A 16,753-nucleotide genomic window follows, 5' to 3' on the forward strand; every position below is an offset into this window, starting at 1 on the left:
GTTTATCTGTTGTAAATCGTTGTCACTGAGAGTCATATGCTATGTGAGAACCTGAATGATTATGCTTTATACTGTTACATAAATTGTTCTGATATACAATATTTGCTTTGGGGGTCTGAACGGTTACGGTGCTGGATAAGCTGAAACGGTATGAATTTAAGACAGATTTGTTGCCTTTATTGGGTGATAAAATGCGATGGTACGGAAAGCAGCTAAACAAGCAATTGAGCACATACAGAAAGGGTAAGCATGTTTAATTATTCTATTATGACTGCTTCTGGTGACAGTACGTAGACAATACATGTCGCATTCGGCTAAGCTTCCCGACCCTGGAAAAATTAGAATACCGTAAAAATTAGTTATTAAATTGTTATGACAATCAAGGAAAACCTCATGCTCATTACCAGAGACGCGCTAAAAACTGAAATTGACGAGGTTGATACCCAGTATCTGGAAACCTTATACCGCATTATCAAATCACTGCAACAACCAACTGTGCCAGCAAAACCTTCCGGTTTAATGGCAAAACTCAAAACCGTGAAAATCTCTGCGCCTGAAGACTTTGCAGAAAATATTGATGCTTATATCAATGGTGAAAAGGATGCTTAAGCCAATTTTTGTTGATACGGGTTTTGTCATCGGCCTGGTGAATGAACGGGATACTCATCATGCTGAAGCACTCAGACTGTCTGAATACTATGAAACCTATCCTTTTGTGACAACCGATGCCGTGTTATTGGAAGTCGGTAATGCGCTGGCAAAGAGCTTTAAGCCTCAAGGTACTGAGATTATTGATTATTTCATAAACTCTGCTGATACAACAGTTATTCATCTCAATGCGCTGCTTTTTAAACGCGGTTTCGATCTTTATCAAAGTCATGCAGATAAAAGTTGGGGACTGGTTGATTGTGTATCATTTGTGGTTATGCGGGAAATGGAAATTGAAGACGCCTTGACTTTTGATAAACATTTCACTCAGGCAGGTTTTCAAAAATTAAGTATTAAATAAGAAAAGTGGGGTGAAATCAAAACTTTGTTGCAGTAATTGCTAACACCTGCATGTGATTTAGTCCAGGCTAGAACATGTGCGGAAAATCTGTATAGTTTGGGGTTCAGTGTTGCGGATGCCGCTCATATTACCGTTGTTGAATAATTGGCAGATATGTTTATTGTGAAAAAAAGCTTTTTCAACATGACTCGCAACTGATAATAAAAAGTTTATCACGCACTTTACAGACAACTTCTAATTAAGCTATTGTACTGCAAAAAAATAACACATCCTTAGAATCTGATTTCAGTGCCAAAGACCTTGATAAATGGTTTAGACCTCACGCTAATTGATTGATAGTGAGCTAAGCTTAGGAACGGTCAGTAAATAACTAGCGCATTTAATGTGTTTTTTTATCCGTATTCTGTGTTATGAAAACAGTTACATAGCCCACTATGTGCCTGTTTTCGTGCCTTGAATACAAATAAAAATCCTGCGCCAACTGCGCAAGTTATTTAATTCCCATTCCTTAACATCAAATTTCAGTGAACCCGACAGGAACCCAGTCTTATGAAACCAATGAAAAAGTGTTTGCGCTATGCCTTGCCTGCGCTTGCCTTATCCGTATCGTTATTGCTTCAGCCACAAATGGGTTGGGCGGAAACGGTGGCTGATACCTCTGTGGATGAGCAGGCACTCATTGCACAAAATACCCGTTTATTATTGAAAGAAAACCAATGTCAGCAATGTAATCTGAAAGCCGCTAATCTGTATCGTGCAGATTTATCCGGCGCGCAGCTTGAACAGGCGGATATGCCCTGGATTAACCTGGAGCGCACCAAGCTTAAGGGTGCGAATATGGCACAGGCGAAAATGGAGCGCGCGCGCCTGTCTCATGCCAATCTCAAAGGGGTTAATTTACAGGGCGCGCAACTGGAACGGGCTAATCTGACTGACGTGAACTTAAAAGGCGCTGATTTAAGCGGAGCCAACCTGAAAGGTGCTAATTTAAGCCAGAGTAATCTGAAAGGGGCTAACCTGGAAGGGGCCAATCTGGAGCGTGCTGATTTAACGGGTGCGAATCTGGAAGGTGTTAATCTGTCTAACAGTAATTTGAGCATTGCCAATTTTGAAAAAGCAAGCTTGCATCGTGCGAATATTAAAGGCAGCACAGTCATTGGTGCTAATTTTAATTATGCCGACTTGCAGGGGGCGCAGTTACCGGATATTTCCTTTGAGCGCACCAGTTTAAAGGCCACAAACCTACGCGGAACACATCTTGAAGGCGGCGAGTTTGAGCGCGCGGAACTGGCAGATGCCGATTTGGATGCAGCCATTTTAGAAACCCCGGATAGCCCGATAACACAGGGTCAATGTGCAGATTGTAAACTATCTGGTACGCAGTTATTGTGGGCAAATCTTAGTGGCGCGCGTCTGTTTCGGGCTGATTTGGAAGGTGCCAACCTGGAAGGGGCAAACTTATCTGCGGCAATGCTCAATGAAGCCAATTTTGCAGCCGCAAATCTGCACTGGGCGGATTTAAGTGGCGCACAGATGCAATGGGTCAGTTTAGTTGGCGCAAGTTTGCAAAGTGCACAATTAAAAGGTGCCGATTTGCAAGGCGCGGTTTTAGAAGATACTGATGTGCAACATACGCTGTTACAAGAAAAAGGAAACCCCTAATGTTCAAACAAATCGGTTTTGCGATGCTATTAATTGCTATCACAACCACTTCACAGGCGATTGCGCAGAATACGGATGCGCAGAAGCTGAACAGCCAACGCCTGGAAAATATTGAGCGTTTATTAAAAACTTATGAATGCAAAGCCTGTGAGATGAAAGGCATGCGTCTGTTCCGGGCCAATCTGGTGGGGGCTAATATCAGTCGGGCGATTTTAAGTGGCGCGAATATGGAGCGTTGTAATATGAAGCGTGCCAATCTTGACCATGCGCAGCTTTCCGGTGCCAATCTTGAAAAAGTAAAATTGACTGGAGGCAGTTTGATTGAGGCTAACTTAAAGGGGGCAAATCTTGAGCAGGCAACCTTGCAACGGGTGAATCTGATGGGCGCGAACCTTGCCGGAGCAAATCTTGAAGGGGTTAACCTGCAAAGTGCTAATCTGCGTAAAGCGGATTTAAGCGGGGCTAATCTTGAAAATGCAAATCTTGAAGGCGCGCAACTAGAAGGGGCTATCTTAAATAATGCCAACCTGAAAAATGCCAATCTGGAACGGGCTATCCTCAAACGCGTGCAATAACAAACTGTGCTGGAGTGCTGGTATGATGTTCAGCACTTCAGCCATGCAGAATCAAAAGGACTTCATGATGAACATCCGTTATTATCTGATTGCCGCTTGCATGGTTACAAACGGTTTATTTTTCTCTGTCGCGCAGGCAGGGCAACCCACCAATATCACTTATTCGGGTAAAAACACGACTTTTACCGGAGATAAATATCGTTATTACAGCGTGCGCTGTTCTGATGGCAAGGTGCGCCATGTCACTTCCTGGAGTGCCAGAAAAAAGAGAAAATGGTGCGTAGGGAAAGGTAAAGACAACTCTTGCAGCAACAGCCAATTAACCTCGGCTAAACGCGCTTGTCGTTGATGTACTGATTAAAGTGGTGGAATAACAATGATTTTTATACTGTTTAAGATTTTACATGGGAGCAAAACCATATGTCCTTAAAACCTTATTTATTCCTGCCACTATTATTGGCCTTATTCGCCTGTAGTAAACAACAAAAGCCGAGCACGGAAACCCCCGGTGGCATAGCAACGACTATTCAGCCTGGTGGACAAACCGTTGGACTTGGCAGTGAGCAGGCGGCTGAGGGCGTTGCCATACAACCGGGCATGAGTGCGCCGCTGCAAAACAGGGTGTATTTTGATTTTGATTTAAGTCATGTGCGCCCTGATCAACGTGATGCCTTGAATGCTCATGCCCGTTATCTGCTGGCACATCCGCAGGCGCGTATTCGTTTGGAAGGTCATGCCGATGAGCGTGGCAGCCGGGAATATAACCTGGCTTTAGGCGACCGCCGCGCACAGGCCGTGCAACGTTATCTCATGATTAGCGGGATTGATAAAACCCGTATGGATACGCTGAGTTATGGTGAAGAAAAACCCCTGGCCTCAGAACATGAGGAAGCCAGTTGGCAACGCAATCGCCGCGTGGAAATTGTTTATTAACCGGTGTTACGCAAAAGCTTCTTTTTCGCAGGTTTTGAAACATGAAAAAACCGCTTTTACTTCACGCTGGTTTTCATTTGTTCCCTGCCAAATCCCATTTGGTACAAAAATACCGACTGTGTAACATCAGTTATTAAGCAGACAAATTGGAGTGTCACTATGCTGCAAAAATTTTTATCAATTGCTGTTATTACTCTTTATCCTTCATTGTTATTGGCGCAACAAGCTGTTGCGCCCGTAATTGCACCTATGGGGGCAACCCAGGCACAGTTAAACCAAGTGCAAAGTATTGTGCTGGATCAGGAGCAGCAACTGCAACAGCTACAGCAAAATCTCAATACCTTGCGCGGTGAAAACGAAAGCTTAAAACACCGCATCGTTCAATTTGAAAACAGTCAGCGTAATTTACTGGCGGATATGGATCAGCGTTTGCGTAATCTTGAATCTGCTACGCCAGGAGTTGCCAATCCTGCTGCCAATCCTGCTGCCATTGAACCGGCAACGACGCAAGCGCCGACAACGCAGCAAAATATGGAGCAGACACATCAAGCACCCGCAGAGATTCCGGCAGCGCCTCCTGTAAGCAGCGGACAAATTCAGGCGAATATTGCTGATCCAAAGGCACAGGTAGCGTATCAACAGATTTTTGCGCAATTACAAAATGGCCAATACGCACAGGCAATCACTGGCTTTCAGCAATTTTTACAAAATTATCCACAGACTATCCAGGCACCGGATGCACAATATTGGATGGGGGAAGCCTATTATGCGCAAGCGGATTATCGCAATGCACTCAATGCCTTTAATCAATTATTGGAAAAGTATCCCAACAGCCAGAAACAGGCAGATGCCTTGTTGAGAATGGGCTTCAGTTATGACGCGCTGAAGGATCGTAAAAAAGCCAGGCAAGTGTTGAAATATGTGAAAGGAAAATATCCTGGCACTGCAACGGCTCGCTTGGCGGAAACCCATTTGTTGAAAATGAAGTAACCTGAGTTCGATTTAGGCTTCATTAAATAATGCGTAACTGGAGCGGCATTGTTGACACACTGAACCAGCAAAGTGCTCAGCACTTTGAGTTCAAACACGCCCGTTATGTCGGGGGTGGTTGTATTAACGAAACCTGGATACTGGAAGGGCAACAAAACTCAAAACCACAGAGCTATTTTGTTAAACTCAACCAGCCTGAACAGAGCCAAATGTTTGCCGCAGAAGCAGAAGGTTTGATGGCGCTGGCAGCGCCTGGGGTTATCGCCGTGCCACAACCTTTGACTTGGGGGATAGAGCAAAACCAGGCGTATTTGGTGATGTCCACTTTTCAAACGGGTTCAGGCTCTGGACAGGCCATTCGTCAGTTAGGCCGACAATTGGCAGCTTTGCATCGTCATCAGCAAGCAGATTTTGGCTGGCATCGTGAAAATACCATTGGCGCGACTCAGCAAGTCAATACACCCGATAGCCAATGGATTCGTTTTTTCCGTGAACAGCGCCTGGGTTTTCAACTCTCTCTGGCAGCCCGTAATGGTTATACGGGTAAATTGCAAAGCACGGGCGAGCGTTTATTGGCTTGTGTGGGAGACTTTTTCTCTGGTTATCAACCGCGCCCTTCTTTATTACATGGCGATCTCTGGTCGGGTAATTATGCAATTACCCAAACGGGAGTGCCAATATTGTTTGATCCTGCCGTCTATTATGGTGATCGTGAAGCAGATTTAGCCATGACCGAATTATTTGGTGGTTTTCCGGCAGATTTTTATGCGGCTTACCAGGAAAGCTGGCCATTAGATCCGGGTTATGCAACCCGAAAATCTTTATATAATCTGTACCATATTTTGAATCATCTAAATTTATTTGGTGGTGCTTATGCCGGACAAGCGCAACGTAGTATTGAGCAATTATTAAGTGTTTGTCAGGCTTAGGAGTGAGAATTTTATAACTTCAGCAACTTGGCTGGTCTTTTCCTCCATTTTCTGCGTTGTGAAAATAGTTACATAGCTTGCTATGCGCCTGTTTTCACGCCTTGAAAATGAATAAAAATCCTGCGCCCAGTTTCTGCATTTATTTCATCCTCACTCCTTAAAGCCATTTTTGTCAACGAATATAGCTGCCTGTTTTAGAATGCAAAATCTTCCGGGTATTATTCCTGCTTCATGAAACCAGCCGCAGACTGTTGTATAGTTAAACTATAGCGATTGAATTTTAACAATCGCCTTGTTAGGCGTGAGGCTGAAATAAGACCAGTCCGGTTGTATAAAATCCTCATTCCCTAGGGGCTGGAGATATGAAAAGTAGTTATATTCCTTTCTTGCAGTGTTATCGATTGCTTTGTGTTGTGTTATGCGCTGGTTTAAGCGTTATGCCTGCGGTACAGGCTGAGCTAAATTCTGAACCTCGCACAAAACCCATGCAGATGCCTTCTTTTAAAATTTCTTACATACCACCTAATGTCGGCGCGCCGACAAGGCGTGTGGGCGCGGGAACGCGCGGTAAGGTTTGCAATGAGGCGAACATGATTAGTGAAAGCTTTAAGATTGTAGCGCTTGGCCCTGTCATGACCGGTTACACGCTTTCTGCACAACCCGTTTTATATTGGTCGATCAATCAGGCGGTACAAGGTGATTTTATTTTTACCATTAACCCGTTAAGCAGTGATGCAGAAGCCTTCAGCTTATATGAACCATTGCTGGATGAAACCCGTCAGTTGTCTTTACAAGCGGGGATTCACGCATTCAAGTTAAGTGATTATGTGATTGAATTAAAAACCAAGCAGGAATATGAATGGTCGGTGACTTTGGTGTGTGACAATAAAATGCCATCGTTAAATTTAAGTGCCACCGGCAGCATTCAACGCATTGCGCCCTCTCAGGGGTTACTTGCCCAGATCAAATCCACCAGTGAACAGCAGCAACCTTACCTCTATGCCCGTAGCGGTATCTGGTATGAAGCTTTGCAAAGCTTATCGCAACTGATAGAAAATGTGCCTGACAACAGACAACTGAAAAAAATTCGTCATAATCTGCTACAACAGGAAAAGCTGGATCTCCCCATCCACTATTAAACGGCATAAGGAACGAGGATAAAATAAGCCCCATTTAGTTTCAGGTGTTATAAAACCCTCGTTCCTTATTAAACAAATCATTCACCCGATATTCCAACCCACCAATATCCTCTGGGCATAGTTGTCGAATTCGTCGATAATTTTTGGCTGCTTCTTTTCCTAAGGTTTTCCTTGTTTTATTGTGAGCACGTTTATAAGGCTCATAATATGCCTCTTTGGGATCGCAATCTGCACGTATTTCTTTCATACTCCAGTTTTTTGGTAGATCAGCTTGACCAGCAAGCGTCCATACTTCAACTTCCTGCCAAGCATGTTCAGCAAAAAAATAACGTGACTTGGTTGCAGGTCTTTCTGCCGCAAATTTTTCTATTGCTTTGGCTTCCAGGTTATTCAGTTTTTGTTTACGATTTTGTTCACAGTCACGATCAACAATGAGTAAAAAAAGTTTAACCATCGGGTAACGTTCAATAATTTCATCCAGACGCTCCCATTTCAGTGCTTCACCCAAACCGCCCAGCACAGGATCAAGGCAGACATCTACAATTGCGTTGCGATTAAATTGCCTTATCATTTTTTGAATAAGCGGTTTGAGTATAAACTGGTCATTTGTAGAATCCTCGGGAATAATAAGTACATTAAAACTCATTGTTGTTTCTCTTCAGCAGTGATGTCAGTATCAGCTTCAGAAAATAATGCAACATTTTCCAGCCAGCCTGAAGCATGCAAACGCGCCAAGTTCTGGCTTTTTAATACCTCTTCAATATCAGGAAGGGTACTGATACGTTTTACTCTGGAATCCGGGGTATCTTCATTACGGTAAATAAGCAAGGCATCGTTGCCTACTTCCTTATTAAGAAAAGTCAACATGACCGGGTTATGGGTTGTGCATATCACCTGAATTTGTTGCTGCTGACAAACTTGCTGAATCAATTGCAGCAACAAACGCAAACGTGTAGGGTGAATACCATTATCAAATTCTTCAAAAAAATAGATTTGCCCTGAGTCTGGATTTAATAAAGCAGTAACTAAGGCCAGAAATCTCAATGTACCATCACTGGCGCTCAGCGCAGAAATTGTATGTCCATTGGATTCTATAAAATAAACAAGTAGCTCTCCAGAGTGATCTGTTTCAAATTTAAAATCTATAACGTCCATCGGCGTGAGCGCGTCCAGCCAATCAAGTAAGGTTAATTTAAGATTTTTATCCTGACAAATGCTAAAAAGCACCGATGAAAAATTCTCCCCCCTGTCCCCAAGTATTTTTGCACCTGGTATAGAAGGCTGACGAACTGTATCAGGATCAAGATCAAGAAAACGAATATGCTCTAACGCTTTTAGAACTTCTGTGCAAGCGTGTTGTGCTTTTTCTGGCTCTTTTTCGCGTTTACAAAGCTGGGATAATACTGGACGATCAGAATAAAAGTCAGATATTTTACCTTTAGCGTCATATTCACCACCTCTTGGATAAGCAATACGAATAAAGTCCGTTTTATCTTGTGTTATAAATGCCCCTTTAAGACTTGAACTCCATATCGGCTCTCTTGTGGACAGCGATGTTTTTTCAGCTCTTGTTTCAATATCCAGGGACTCCCCTATAATTTTGGGTTCTTGATACTTATTTGATAACTCAATAATTACTTGGTAATGATATTCAGAATAAATACCTTTCGGTGAATACGCTTTTCTGATTACGCATTTAATTTTAAATACCGATTGTCCTTGAAAACCAGCTTCGCGAATACCTCCCCGGATACCCTTCCATTGCAATATACCATCTGGATTTGTTTTTTTTCCAAGGATTTCGACCAAGGTATAACCCAGGCCAATACCATGGAGAAAACGTAAAGCATCCCTTAGGTTGCTTTTTCCTGATGCATTGGTGCCAACAATAACAACTATATGACCAAAGTTGATTTCTACTTCTTTGAAACTTTTAAAATTTACCAGGTTGATTTGTGTCAACATGTTAAACCCCATCCACTTTGAAATCGACAAAAATATTCTATTAATGTCATACCTGTGCAAGCAGGTATCCAGTCGCTGTTCACGAGGGCTGGATTCCTGTCTGCACGGGAATGACAAAAACTGTGGTTTTCAACTTAGACAGGGTTTATTTCACCTGCATCCCCGGCATTGCTCCTGCGTCTGGACTGAGCAGAAAGATATTTTCCCCACCAGGGCCAGCAGCCAGCACCATACCTTCAGACACACCGAAACGCATTTTCCGTGGTGCCAGATTCGCTACCATGACAGTCAGTTTGCCTTCCAGCACTTTGGGATCGGGATACGCCTGACGAATACCGGCAAACACATTGCAGGTGTTTTCTTCGCCCACATTTAAGGTCAGGCGCAGTAATTTATCCGCACCTTCAACCAGTTCAGCCTGGATGATTTCAGCAATGCGCAAATCGGTTTGTGCAAAGGTATCGTAATCAACAATGGGTTTCAGGGGCGCGACTGATTTTTCTGCACTGTTTGCCGCTGCTTTAGGCTGCTGGGTAGCGGCTTGTTCAATTTCCCGTTGTTCCGCTTTAGAGGTCTCCAGCATGGCTTCAATCTGTTGCGGTTGCAGGCGCGTCATCAGCGGTTTGAAGGTGTGGATAAAGCTGTCGAGCAAAGGTTCTGGCTGCCAGACCACCGCTGCATCCAGAAAATCTTCCACCTGATTGGTCATTTTTGGCAAAATGGGTTGTAAATAGCCCATCAAGACCCGAAATAAATTTAAGCCCTGGGTGCAAATCGCTTGCAGTTGCGCTTCCTGGCCTTCCTGCTTGGCAATCACCCAGGGTTTGTGATGATCAATATACTGGTTGGCGCGATCCGCTAAGGCCATGATCTCGCGCACGGCATGACTGTATTCACGTTGTTCATAGGCTTTGGCAATGGCATCGCCTTCGCCAATAAACGCCTGATACAACTCACTGTCATGTAATTGTGGAGCCAGTCGGCCCTGAAAACGTTTGCTGATAAAACCCGCGCAACGGCTGGCGATATTCACCACTTTGCCAACCAGGTCGGCATTGACGCGCTGGCTGAAGTCTTCCAGATTGAGGTCGATGTCATCCACGCCACTGCCCAGCTTGGCGGCAAAATAATAACGCAGATATTCAGGATTAAGATGTTTCAGATAACTGCTGGCGGTGATAAAGGTACCGCGTGATTTGGACATTTTCTGTCCGTCCACAGTCAGGAATCCATGCACAAAAACTGCGCTGGGTTTACGAAAACCACTGCCGCTGAGCATTGCAGGCCAGAACAGGGAGTGAAAATAAATAATGTCTTTACCGATAAAATGATATAGCTCGGCTTTGCTATCCTTATCCCAGTAGGTATCAAAATCAATGCCTTCACGGTCACACAGATTTTTGAAGCTGGCGATATAACCCACGGGCGCATCCAGCCAGACATAAAAATATTTGCCCGGTTGTTCCGGGATTTCAAAACCAAAATAAGGCGCATCGCGGGAGATGTCCCAGGATTGCAGGCCGGTTTCAAACCATTCCTGTAATTTACGCTCAACTGCGGGTTGTAAGGTACCGCTGCTGATCCATTTTTTTAACATTGGCTCGAAATCTGCGAGCGAAATAAAAAAATGTTCGGATTCTTTGGTAATTGGTGTCGCACCGGAAATCGCAGAGACCGGGTTAATTAATTCAGTGGGAGAATAGGTGGCACCGCAGGCTTCGCAGTTGTCGCCATATTGATCCTCAGCTTTGCAGCGTGGACAGGTACCACGAATAAAACGATCAGGTAAAAATATACCTTTTTCGGGATCATAGGCCTGTTCAATGGTTTTTGTATGAACATAACCCTGGGCTTGCAGGCGGATATAAATTTTTTCAACTATTGCCTGATTTTCCGGCGAGTGGGTAGAATAATAGTTATCAAAATTGATTAGGAAACCGGCAAAATCCCCTTTATGCTGGCGACTGCTTCTGGAAATCAGCGCCTCAGGGGTGATACCTTCCTGCTGGGCGCGTAGCATGATCGGTGTGCCATGCGCATCATCAGCACAAACATAATAACAAGTTTGACCATGAAGCTTTTGGAAGCGCACCCAGATATCAGTTTGGATATATTCAACCAAGTGACCAATATGGATAGGGCCATTTGCATAAGGCAAGGCACTCGTTACAAGAATGTTTCTATGTGTTTCAGACATGATAAAATATTGAACCGGAATTAAATGAAGGGAAAATAGAGCCAGAACAGCATGACCTTCAGTTTACTTTAACTATACTTTAGTGATAGAGGTAAACTGATATTAATGCACAGTTTTAGTATATCATTATTAAAAAATGAAGAGAGTGATGAAAAAAAAATTTTCTGGTTTTTCGAATATTTATACCACGGGCTTAAGTGCTTTCATCCTGCTATTGCTGGTTTTTGTGCTGCTATGGACAAGTAGTATCCGTCTGGAAAATTTTGAAGCAGGTCAGAAGTTTATTGTCAAAAGCACAATGACGGGCATCGTTAATCAAATCACCCTGCATCTACAAAGTCAGCAGCATCAATTATCTTTGTTTTCCCGCCACCACGCAAAATTGCTCGCGCAGTTAGCCGATACTCCCGATAATGCCCAGCAACACACGTATTTATCTGCCTTGATTAAAGATTATTTTCCCACCTCGCAAACCTTTAATCTTTCCGCTCAGGATGGCAAGCCTTTACTTAATTTTGTTGAAAAAACATCAGTTGCCACAGGAGAAGCGGTTAATGATTCCGCTAACAAGTCAATGCATCCCTGCGAGGAACGTTTACCCTTGTTTGCCGAGCAACCTGATTTACCTTTGCAGATTTCTTCTCACCCCCCCCGGTATTCCATGGATTTGTTAATCCCCTGGTCTTATTCAAAAGCAAGCAATAGCCTCACAGATAGTACGCATAAAATCCGGCAGGGGTTTTTATGTATCAGTTTTCAACCCACCTTATTAGCCCGTTTTTTACGCACAGGCAAATTACATGGTTATGAAACACTGTTGCTGGATAAAAATAATCTCAAACGGATTGTGCTCAATTCACGTTATAGTTTGACCCGGCTTACGCAACAGGATTTATACCTGACACCGGCACAACGCCGACAAATGGTTTTTTCAGTGCCGATTGCCGATAGTGATTGGCTTCTGGCGGCATTACAACCGCATTATCTGTTAGTGCAGAAAAAACAGGATATCTGGGATCAATCGGTTTTTATTTTTTCACTGTTTGCCGCTTTAATGTTAATGCTGTCAGTTTGGGCCAGACGCACAGAACAGCGCCGGGATCAATTTGCCAATACTTTGCGTGAGCGCGAAGCGCAATATCGCACGATTGTGCAGGATCAAACCGAGTTAATCTGCCGCTTTCTGCCCAGTCGATGCATTACTTTTGTCAACCATGCCTATTGCCAGTATGTTGGTAAAATAGAGCAAGACTTGCTTAACAGCTTGTTTGAACCAGAAATTTTTATTGAGGATCGCAGCGATGTAGCCAATAAATTAAAACAATTAAGCCAGGGTCAGCCGCTGCTCACAGTTGAATATCGTATTGGCGAGCAGGAGCACTCAATCCGTTGGCAACAATGGACTTATCGCGCCTTATTTAATGAATATGGCGAAGTCAGTGAAATTCAGGCTGTGGGGCATGATATTACCGCCAGCAAACAAGTTGAAGCAACCCTGAAAAAAGCCAAAGAAAACGCTGAAATGGCGGCACGCGCCAAAAGTGAGTTTCTGGCAAATATGAGTCATGAAATTCGCACGCCGATGAATGGTGTGGTAGGCATGGCAGAATTGCTGATGGGAACCCAGCTCACCAACAAACAACGGGAATACACCTCAACCATTGATCGCAGCGCCCATGCCTTATTAACTTTAATCAATGATCTGTTGGACTTTTCCAAAATTGAAGCAGGCAAGCTGACCTTAGACCCACTACCCTGTGATCTGGAAACAGTGATTTTAGATGTGGTGCGTTTGTTAAATATGGGCGCAGGGGCAAAAAACCTGGAACTGCTGATTAATGTTTCTCCTGACGTGCCGCGCGGTGTCGTCGTTGACGCAGGCCGTTTACGTCAGATATTAACCAACCTGGTAGGCAATGCCATTAAATTTACGGCAAAAGGCCATATACTGATTCAGGTTAAATTAGACAAACAGTTTTCTGATATATCTCTGGAACACTTGGCGATTTCTTTTGAAGTGATTGATACGGGTATCGGTATTTCCAAAGATCAACTTTCCCGGATATTTGAAGCCTTCACTCAGGGGGATACCTCAACCACGCGCAGGTTTGGGGGAACCGGGTTGGGTTTGAGTATCAGTCATCAGTTGATTTCATTAATGGGTGGAAAAATCAACGTCCGCAGCGAACTGGGACAAGGTTCCAATTTTTTCTTTACCTTGCCACTGGAAGTGATTGAGTTACCCACTGCTAACTATGTCCAGCAGCCGCATATTGTATTACGAGACTCCAGAATTCTGGTGGTTGATGACAATTCGGTGAATCGGAAAATATACCAACAACAACTGGCGGCAACCGGTGCGCGTTGTGATGTGGTGGGTGATGGTGAAATGGCCTTGCATTATTTGCGGGAAGCGCAACGAGAGCAGAACCCTTATTGGCTGGCAATTCTGGATTATCAGATGCCGGATATGGATGGCAGACAACTGGGGCTGAAAATCAAACAGGAAAGTCTGCTGAAAAATACCTGCCTGGTATTATTATCTTCGGTGGCAAATTTTCCAAATAGCCAGAAATTAAGCACACAGGGCTTTTCTTCCGCTTTTTTAAAGCCGCTACCCATGAAACAATTACACGAAAGCCTGGAAGTATTATACGCCGCTTGGCAGGCTGCGGGAGAGCAGGCACCGGAATGGATTTCGTTGATGCAAGATCCGCTGTCTCAAGCATTACCGGGAGCCAACACCGATAATGCTGCCGCCCTGTCCACAGGCATCAACGAACAACTGGCAAATGACAGCATTATCGAAGCCTATCCTGAAACCCGGGTATTGTTGGTTGAGGATAATGAAATCAATCGCGTGGTTGCCATTAATATGCTGGAGCAATTGCAATGTCCGGTGGAAATTGCAGTTAATGGTCTGGAGGCCATAGAAAGCTGGGAACAGGGCTTAACCGAAGCCCATCCCTATGACTTGATTTTAATGGATATTCAGATGCCAAAAATGGATGGCCTGGAAGCAACCCAGGTTATTCGCCAGAAAGCAGTGGAACATGAAACGCAGCATCATGTGATGATTATTGCGCTGACGGCTAATGCCATGCAGGAAGATCAAGAAAAATGCCGGACGATTGGCATGGATGGTTATATTGTCAAACCTTTTAGTTTTGATCAGATCAAACAGGTATTTCAAGACTGGAGAAAACAGTACGGCACCCCCGATAATAGCGATAGCCTGCTGCAAAAATCAGCCGTGGATAAAAAACGCTTTCCCCCGCCTGAGGAAACGATTGAACAGTTTCCTGTATTTGATGCTGAACAATTACGCCTGATTGTTATTGGCAACCAGACATTACTTGAGCGAATTGTGGATGTTTTTCAAGAAGACAGCCAAAATCAACTGGACACCTTAAAAGAACTTTTACAAAATAAGGATAAACCCAATGATATTCAGCGTTGCCTGCATTCACTAAAAGGTGAGAGTCGCAATGTCGGTGCAATGGCTCTAGGTGAATTGGCCTGGCAAGGTGAGCAGGCAGCAAAGCACAAGGATTACCAACAGCTTGAACAACACTTACCCGCACTGACAGATGCACTGGAAACATTGTTTAAAACCTGGAAAGCAATAGACTGGGAGCATTTTTTATCATGAAATTACTCATTGCAGAAGATGCCGCCACTTCCCGCATGATGCTGGAAGAATGGGTGAAAGAATGGGGTTATGAGCCGGTTATTGCAGAAGATGGCGCAATGGCCTGGGATTATCTGAATCAAAGTCCGATTGAAACAATTCCCCGTTTGTTATTGGTGGACTGGATGATGCCAAATATGGACGGTCTGGAGTTATGCCAGCACATTAAAAACCACGAAAAATTTCCTTTTATTTATGTCATTTTACTGACCAGTAAAAATGCCAAAGAAGATATTATTACCGGCCTGGATGCAGGGGCTGATGACTTTCTCAGTAAACCGATACAACCTGAAGAATTACGCAGTCGGCTGAACGTGGGCAACCGGATACTGGGCTACCAGCAACAACTCCTGGAACTGGATGAGCAGAAAAATAAATTTCTGGGCATGGCAGCGCATGATTTACGCAATCCCCTCAGCTCAATTATGGGTTTCAGCCTGTTATTATTAGACACGCCATTAGAGGAAAGCAGTCGCCGGGAATTTCTCAATATTATTCACAAGGCCAGTCGAGAGATGCTGGTAACGGTTAATGAACTGCTGGATATCAGTGTCATTGAAAGTGGTCAGTTTGACTTACGCCTGGAACAACAGGATATTGCGCAACTACTACAAGATCATATCCACTTAAATAGTCTTAATGCCCAGCAAAAAAATATTCAGATTCAACAGCAAGGCATTGAATCCCTGACAATGCGTTGTGACCCACAACGCCTGGGACAAGTCATTGATAATTTATTAATCAATGCACTGAAATTTTCTCCCAAAGACAGTTGCATTATTGTGTCTTTAGAACAATTTGCAAATATGATTGAAGTGTCTGTTCAGGATGAGGGTCCCGGCATTCCCGAAGAAGAACAAAAATATTTATTTGGTGAGTTTGCTACACTTAAACATCAAGACGTTGACCAAGATGCTGGTCATGATAAGCGTACAGGACTGGGCTTGGCTATCGTAAAAAAAATCCTTGCCGCGCACCAGGGTCATGTTGGCGTAGCATCAAAATCAGGTCATGGCAGTCGCTTTTATTTTCGTCTGCCTTTAGACTGAAAAATATCTTTATCACAAGTTACCCTAACTAAGAGAACACGATTATGAACCATCAAATGACTGTTTTATTTATGAGTTTTGTACTCAGTCCCTTGTGTTTTGCAGAGTCAACAGTAGCGCCGGAAACAGCACCCATGCAAATTAAACAAGCTGCAAAACCGGCACAGGATAAAAATGCAAATCGACAACAATTGCTGCAAAGCAAAGCCTGTCAGGAATGCGATCTGTCAGGCATGGATCTCAGTGGTTTGGATTTAACAGCAGCCAACTTAAACAGCGCAATTTTAAAAAATGTAAATCTCAAGGGGGCAAACCTGGAAGGCGCTGACCTTAGCGGGGCAAATCTGGAAGGTGCAGACTTAAGTGCTGCGAAACTTAAAGGTGCGGTTTTATTTAATACTATTTTATATAAAGCCAAGCTGGAAGGCACAGATTTATCTGATCGCTCTGCAACGGAAATCAAGGAAATGACCAGTAAACCGGTGCAAACACCGCCTGTTACCAGTCGTGGCATTCGTGGTTAAAATCATAGGAACGAGGATGAAATAAGAACCGAAACCGGGCGCAGAATTTTTGTTCATTTTCAAGGCATGAAAACAGGCGCACAAGCAGCT

At 43.8% G+C, this 16,753-nt stretch carries 15 protein-coding genes; 12 read left to right on the forward strand and 3 right to left on the reverse strand.

Features of this window, described 5'->3' with window-relative positions; all coding sequences use genetic code 11:
- Window positions 1-393 precede the first annotated feature (393 nt).
- The 9 genes from QUF61_RS05020 (at window position 394) to QUF61_RS05060 (ending at window position 7,237) form a co-directional block, all read left to right on the forward strand.
- Complete coding sequence (locus QUF61_RS05020) at window positions 394-609, forward strand: hypothetical protein (protein ID WP_289680803.1); 216 nt, start codon at window positions 394-396, stop codon at window positions 607-609.
- Window positions 602-1,009 (forward strand): type II toxin-antitoxin system VapC family toxin, encoded by a 408-nt coding sequence (locus QUF61_RS05025; RefSeq protein ID WP_289680804.1) that lies wholly within the window; start codon window positions 602-604, stop codon window positions 1,007-1,009. Before QUF61_RS05020 ends, QUF61_RS05025 begins: the two co-directional genes overlap by 8 nt.
- 549 nt (window positions 1,010-1,558) lie before the next feature.
- Window positions 1,559-2,671: a pentapeptide repeat-containing protein gene (locus tag QUF61_RS05030; RefSeq protein WP_103921847.1), complete on the forward strand. Its 1,113-nt coding sequence runs from the start codon at window positions 1,559-1,561 to the stop codon at window positions 2,669-2,671.
- Window positions 2,671-3,246 carry a pentapeptide repeat-containing protein gene (locus QUF61_RS05035; protein ID WP_286019537.1) on the forward strand — a complete coding sequence of 192 codons (576 nt, stop codon included), beginning with the start codon at window positions 2,671-2,673 and terminating at the stop codon, window positions 3,244-3,246. The genes QUF61_RS05030 and QUF61_RS05035 overlap by 1 nt, the downstream gene beginning before the upstream one ends.
- A gap of 22 nt (window positions 3,247-3,268) precedes the next feature.
- A complete protein-coding gene (locus tag QUF61_RS05040) occupies window positions 3,269-3,595 on the forward strand; it encodes a hypothetical protein (RefSeq protein WP_103921848.1) in 327 nt (108 codons plus the stop codon).
- A 71-nt stretch (window positions 3,596-3,666) separates the two neighbouring features.
- Window positions 3,667-4,179, forward strand: coding sequence for a peptidoglycan-associated lipoprotein Pal (pal, locus tag QUF61_RS05045; RefSeq protein WP_103921849.1), 513 nt, complete (start codon window positions 3,667-3,669; stop codon window positions 4,177-4,179).
- Between the two features lie 159 nt (window positions 4,180-4,338).
- A complete protein-coding gene (ybgF, locus tag QUF61_RS05050) occupies window positions 4,339-5,169 on the forward strand; it encodes a tol-pal system protein YbgF (RefSeq protein ID WP_289680805.1) in 831 nt (276 codons plus the stop codon).
- A 29-nt stretch (window positions 5,170-5,198) separates the two neighbouring features.
- Entirely contained in the window at window positions 5,199-6,098 is a 900-nt protein-coding gene (locus tag QUF61_RS05055; protein WP_289680806.1) for a fructosamine kinase family protein, read from the forward strand.
- A 362-nt stretch (window positions 6,099-6,460) separates the two neighbouring features.
- Window positions 6,461-7,237: a DUF928 domain-containing protein gene (locus tag QUF61_RS05060; protein ID WP_289680807.1), complete on the forward strand. Its 777-nt coding sequence runs from the start codon at window positions 6,461-6,463 to the stop codon at window positions 7,235-7,237.
- Between the two features lie 40 nt (window positions 7,238-7,277).
- Here the strand turns inward: QUF61_RS05060 and QUF61_RS05065 are convergent, their stop codons facing one another.
- The 3 genes from QUF61_RS05065 to metG all read right to left on the reverse strand — a co-directional run bounded on the left by QUF61_RS05065 (window position 7,278) and on the right by metG (window position 11,399).
- A complete protein-coding gene (locus QUF61_RS05065; protein WP_103921854.1) occupies window positions 7,278-7,883 on the reverse strand; it encodes a hypothetical protein in 606 nt (201 codons plus the stop codon).
- Window positions 7,880-9,202: an AAA family ATPase gene (locus tag QUF61_RS05070; protein WP_103921855.1), complete on the reverse strand. Its 1,323-nt coding sequence runs from the start codon at window positions 9,200-9,202 to the stop codon at window positions 7,880-7,882. Before QUF61_RS05070 ends, QUF61_RS05065 begins: the two co-directional genes overlap by 4 nt.
- Window positions 9,203-9,347: 145 nt before the next feature.
- The gene (gene metG, locus QUF61_RS05075; RefSeq protein ID WP_103921856.1) at window positions 9,348-11,399 is read right to left on the reverse strand and encodes a methionine--tRNA ligase; all 2,052 of its coding nucleotides are present in this window, start codon (window positions 11,397-11,399) and stop codon (window positions 9,348-9,350) included.
- Window positions 11,400-11,547: 148 nt separating this feature from the next.
- Between metG and QUF61_RS05080 the strand changes: the two genes are divergently transcribed.
- From QUF61_RS05080 to QUF61_RS05090, 3 genes are read left to right on the forward strand one after another with little or no spacing between them, the layout of a single operon-like run.
- Window positions 11,548-15,051: a response regulator gene (locus QUF61_RS05080; protein ID WP_289680808.1), complete on the forward strand. Its 3,504-nt coding sequence runs from the start codon at window positions 11,548-11,550 to the stop codon at window positions 15,049-15,051.
- Entirely contained in the window at window positions 15,048-16,139 is a 1,092-nt protein-coding gene (locus QUF61_RS05085) for a hybrid sensor histidine kinase/response regulator (RefSeq protein ID WP_103921858.1), read from the forward strand. The genes QUF61_RS05080 and QUF61_RS05085 overlap by 4 nt, the downstream gene beginning before the upstream one ends.
- Before the next feature lie 44 nt (window positions 16,140-16,183).
- Window positions 16,184-16,663, forward strand: a complete 480-nt coding sequence (locus QUF61_RS05090) for a pentapeptide repeat-containing protein (RefSeq protein ID WP_289680810.1) — start codon at window positions 16,184-16,186, stop codon at window positions 16,661-16,663.
- The last annotated feature ends 90 nt before the right edge of the window (window positions 16,664-16,753 follow it).

It is taken from the genome of Candidatus Venteria ishoeyi (assembly GCF_030378065.1).
Classification (GTDB): Bacteria; Pseudomonadota; Gammaproteobacteria; order Beggiatoales; family Beggiatoaceae; genus Venteria; species Venteria ishoeyi.

What these genes read in the sequence shown, in the direction of transcription:
- QUF61_RS05020 (WP_289680803.1), top strand. Translation starts at nt 394, where the DNA reads ATGCTCATTACCAGAGACGCGCTAAAAACTGAAATTGACGAGGTTGAT.
- QUF61_RS05025 (WP_289680804.1), top strand. Translation starts at nt 602, where the DNA reads ATGCTTAAGCCAATTTTTGTTGATACGGGTTTTGTCATCGGCCTGGTG.
- QUF61_RS05030 (WP_103921847.1), top strand. Translation starts at nt 1,559, where the DNA reads ATGAAACCAATGAAAAAGTGTTTGCGCTATGCCTTGCCTGCGCTTGCC.
- QUF61_RS05035 (WP_286019537.1), top strand. Translation starts at nt 2,671, where the DNA reads ATGTTCAAACAAATCGGTTTTGCGATGCTATTAATTGCTATCACAACC.
- QUF61_RS05040 (WP_103921848.1), top strand. Translation starts at nt 3,269, where the DNA reads ATGATGTTCAGCACTTCAGCCATGCAGAATCAAAAGGACTTCATGATG.
- pal (WP_103921849.1), top strand. Translation starts at nt 3,667, where the DNA reads ATGTCCTTAAAACCTTATTTATTCCTGCCACTATTATTGGCCTTATTC.
- ybgF (WP_289680805.1), top strand. Translation starts at nt 4,339, where the DNA reads ATGCTGCAAAAATTTTTATCAATTGCTGTTATTACTCTTTATCCTTCA.
- QUF61_RS05055 (WP_289680806.1), top strand. Translation starts at nt 5,199, where the DNA reads ATGCGTAACTGGAGCGGCATTGTTGACACACTGAACCAGCAAAGTGCT.
- QUF61_RS05060 (WP_289680807.1), top strand. Translation starts at nt 6,461, where the DNA reads ATGAAAAGTAGTTATATTCCTTTCTTGCAGTGTTATCGATTGCTTTGT.
- QUF61_RS05065 (WP_103921854.1), bottom strand. Translation starts at nt 7,883, where the DNA reads ATGAGTTTTAATGTACTTATTATTCCCGAGGATTCTACAAATGACCAG.
- QUF61_RS05070 (WP_103921855.1), bottom strand. Translation starts at nt 9,202, where the DNA reads ATGTTGACACAAATCAACCTGGTAAATTTTAAAAGTTTCAAAGAAGTA.
- metG (WP_103921856.1), bottom strand. Translation starts at nt 11,399, where the DNA reads ATGTCTGAAACACATAGAAACATTCTTGTAACGAGTGCCTTGCCTTAT.
- QUF61_RS05080 (WP_289680808.1), top strand. Translation starts at nt 11,548, where the DNA reads ATGAAAAAAAAATTTTCTGGTTTTTCGAATATTTATACCACGGGCTTA.
- QUF61_RS05085 (WP_103921858.1), top strand. Translation starts at nt 15,048, where the DNA reads ATGAAATTACTCATTGCAGAAGATGCCGCCACTTCCCGCATGATGCTG.
- QUF61_RS05090 (WP_289680810.1), top strand. Translation starts at nt 16,184, where the DNA reads ATGAACCATCAAATGACTGTTTTATTTATGAGTTTTGTACTCAGTCCC.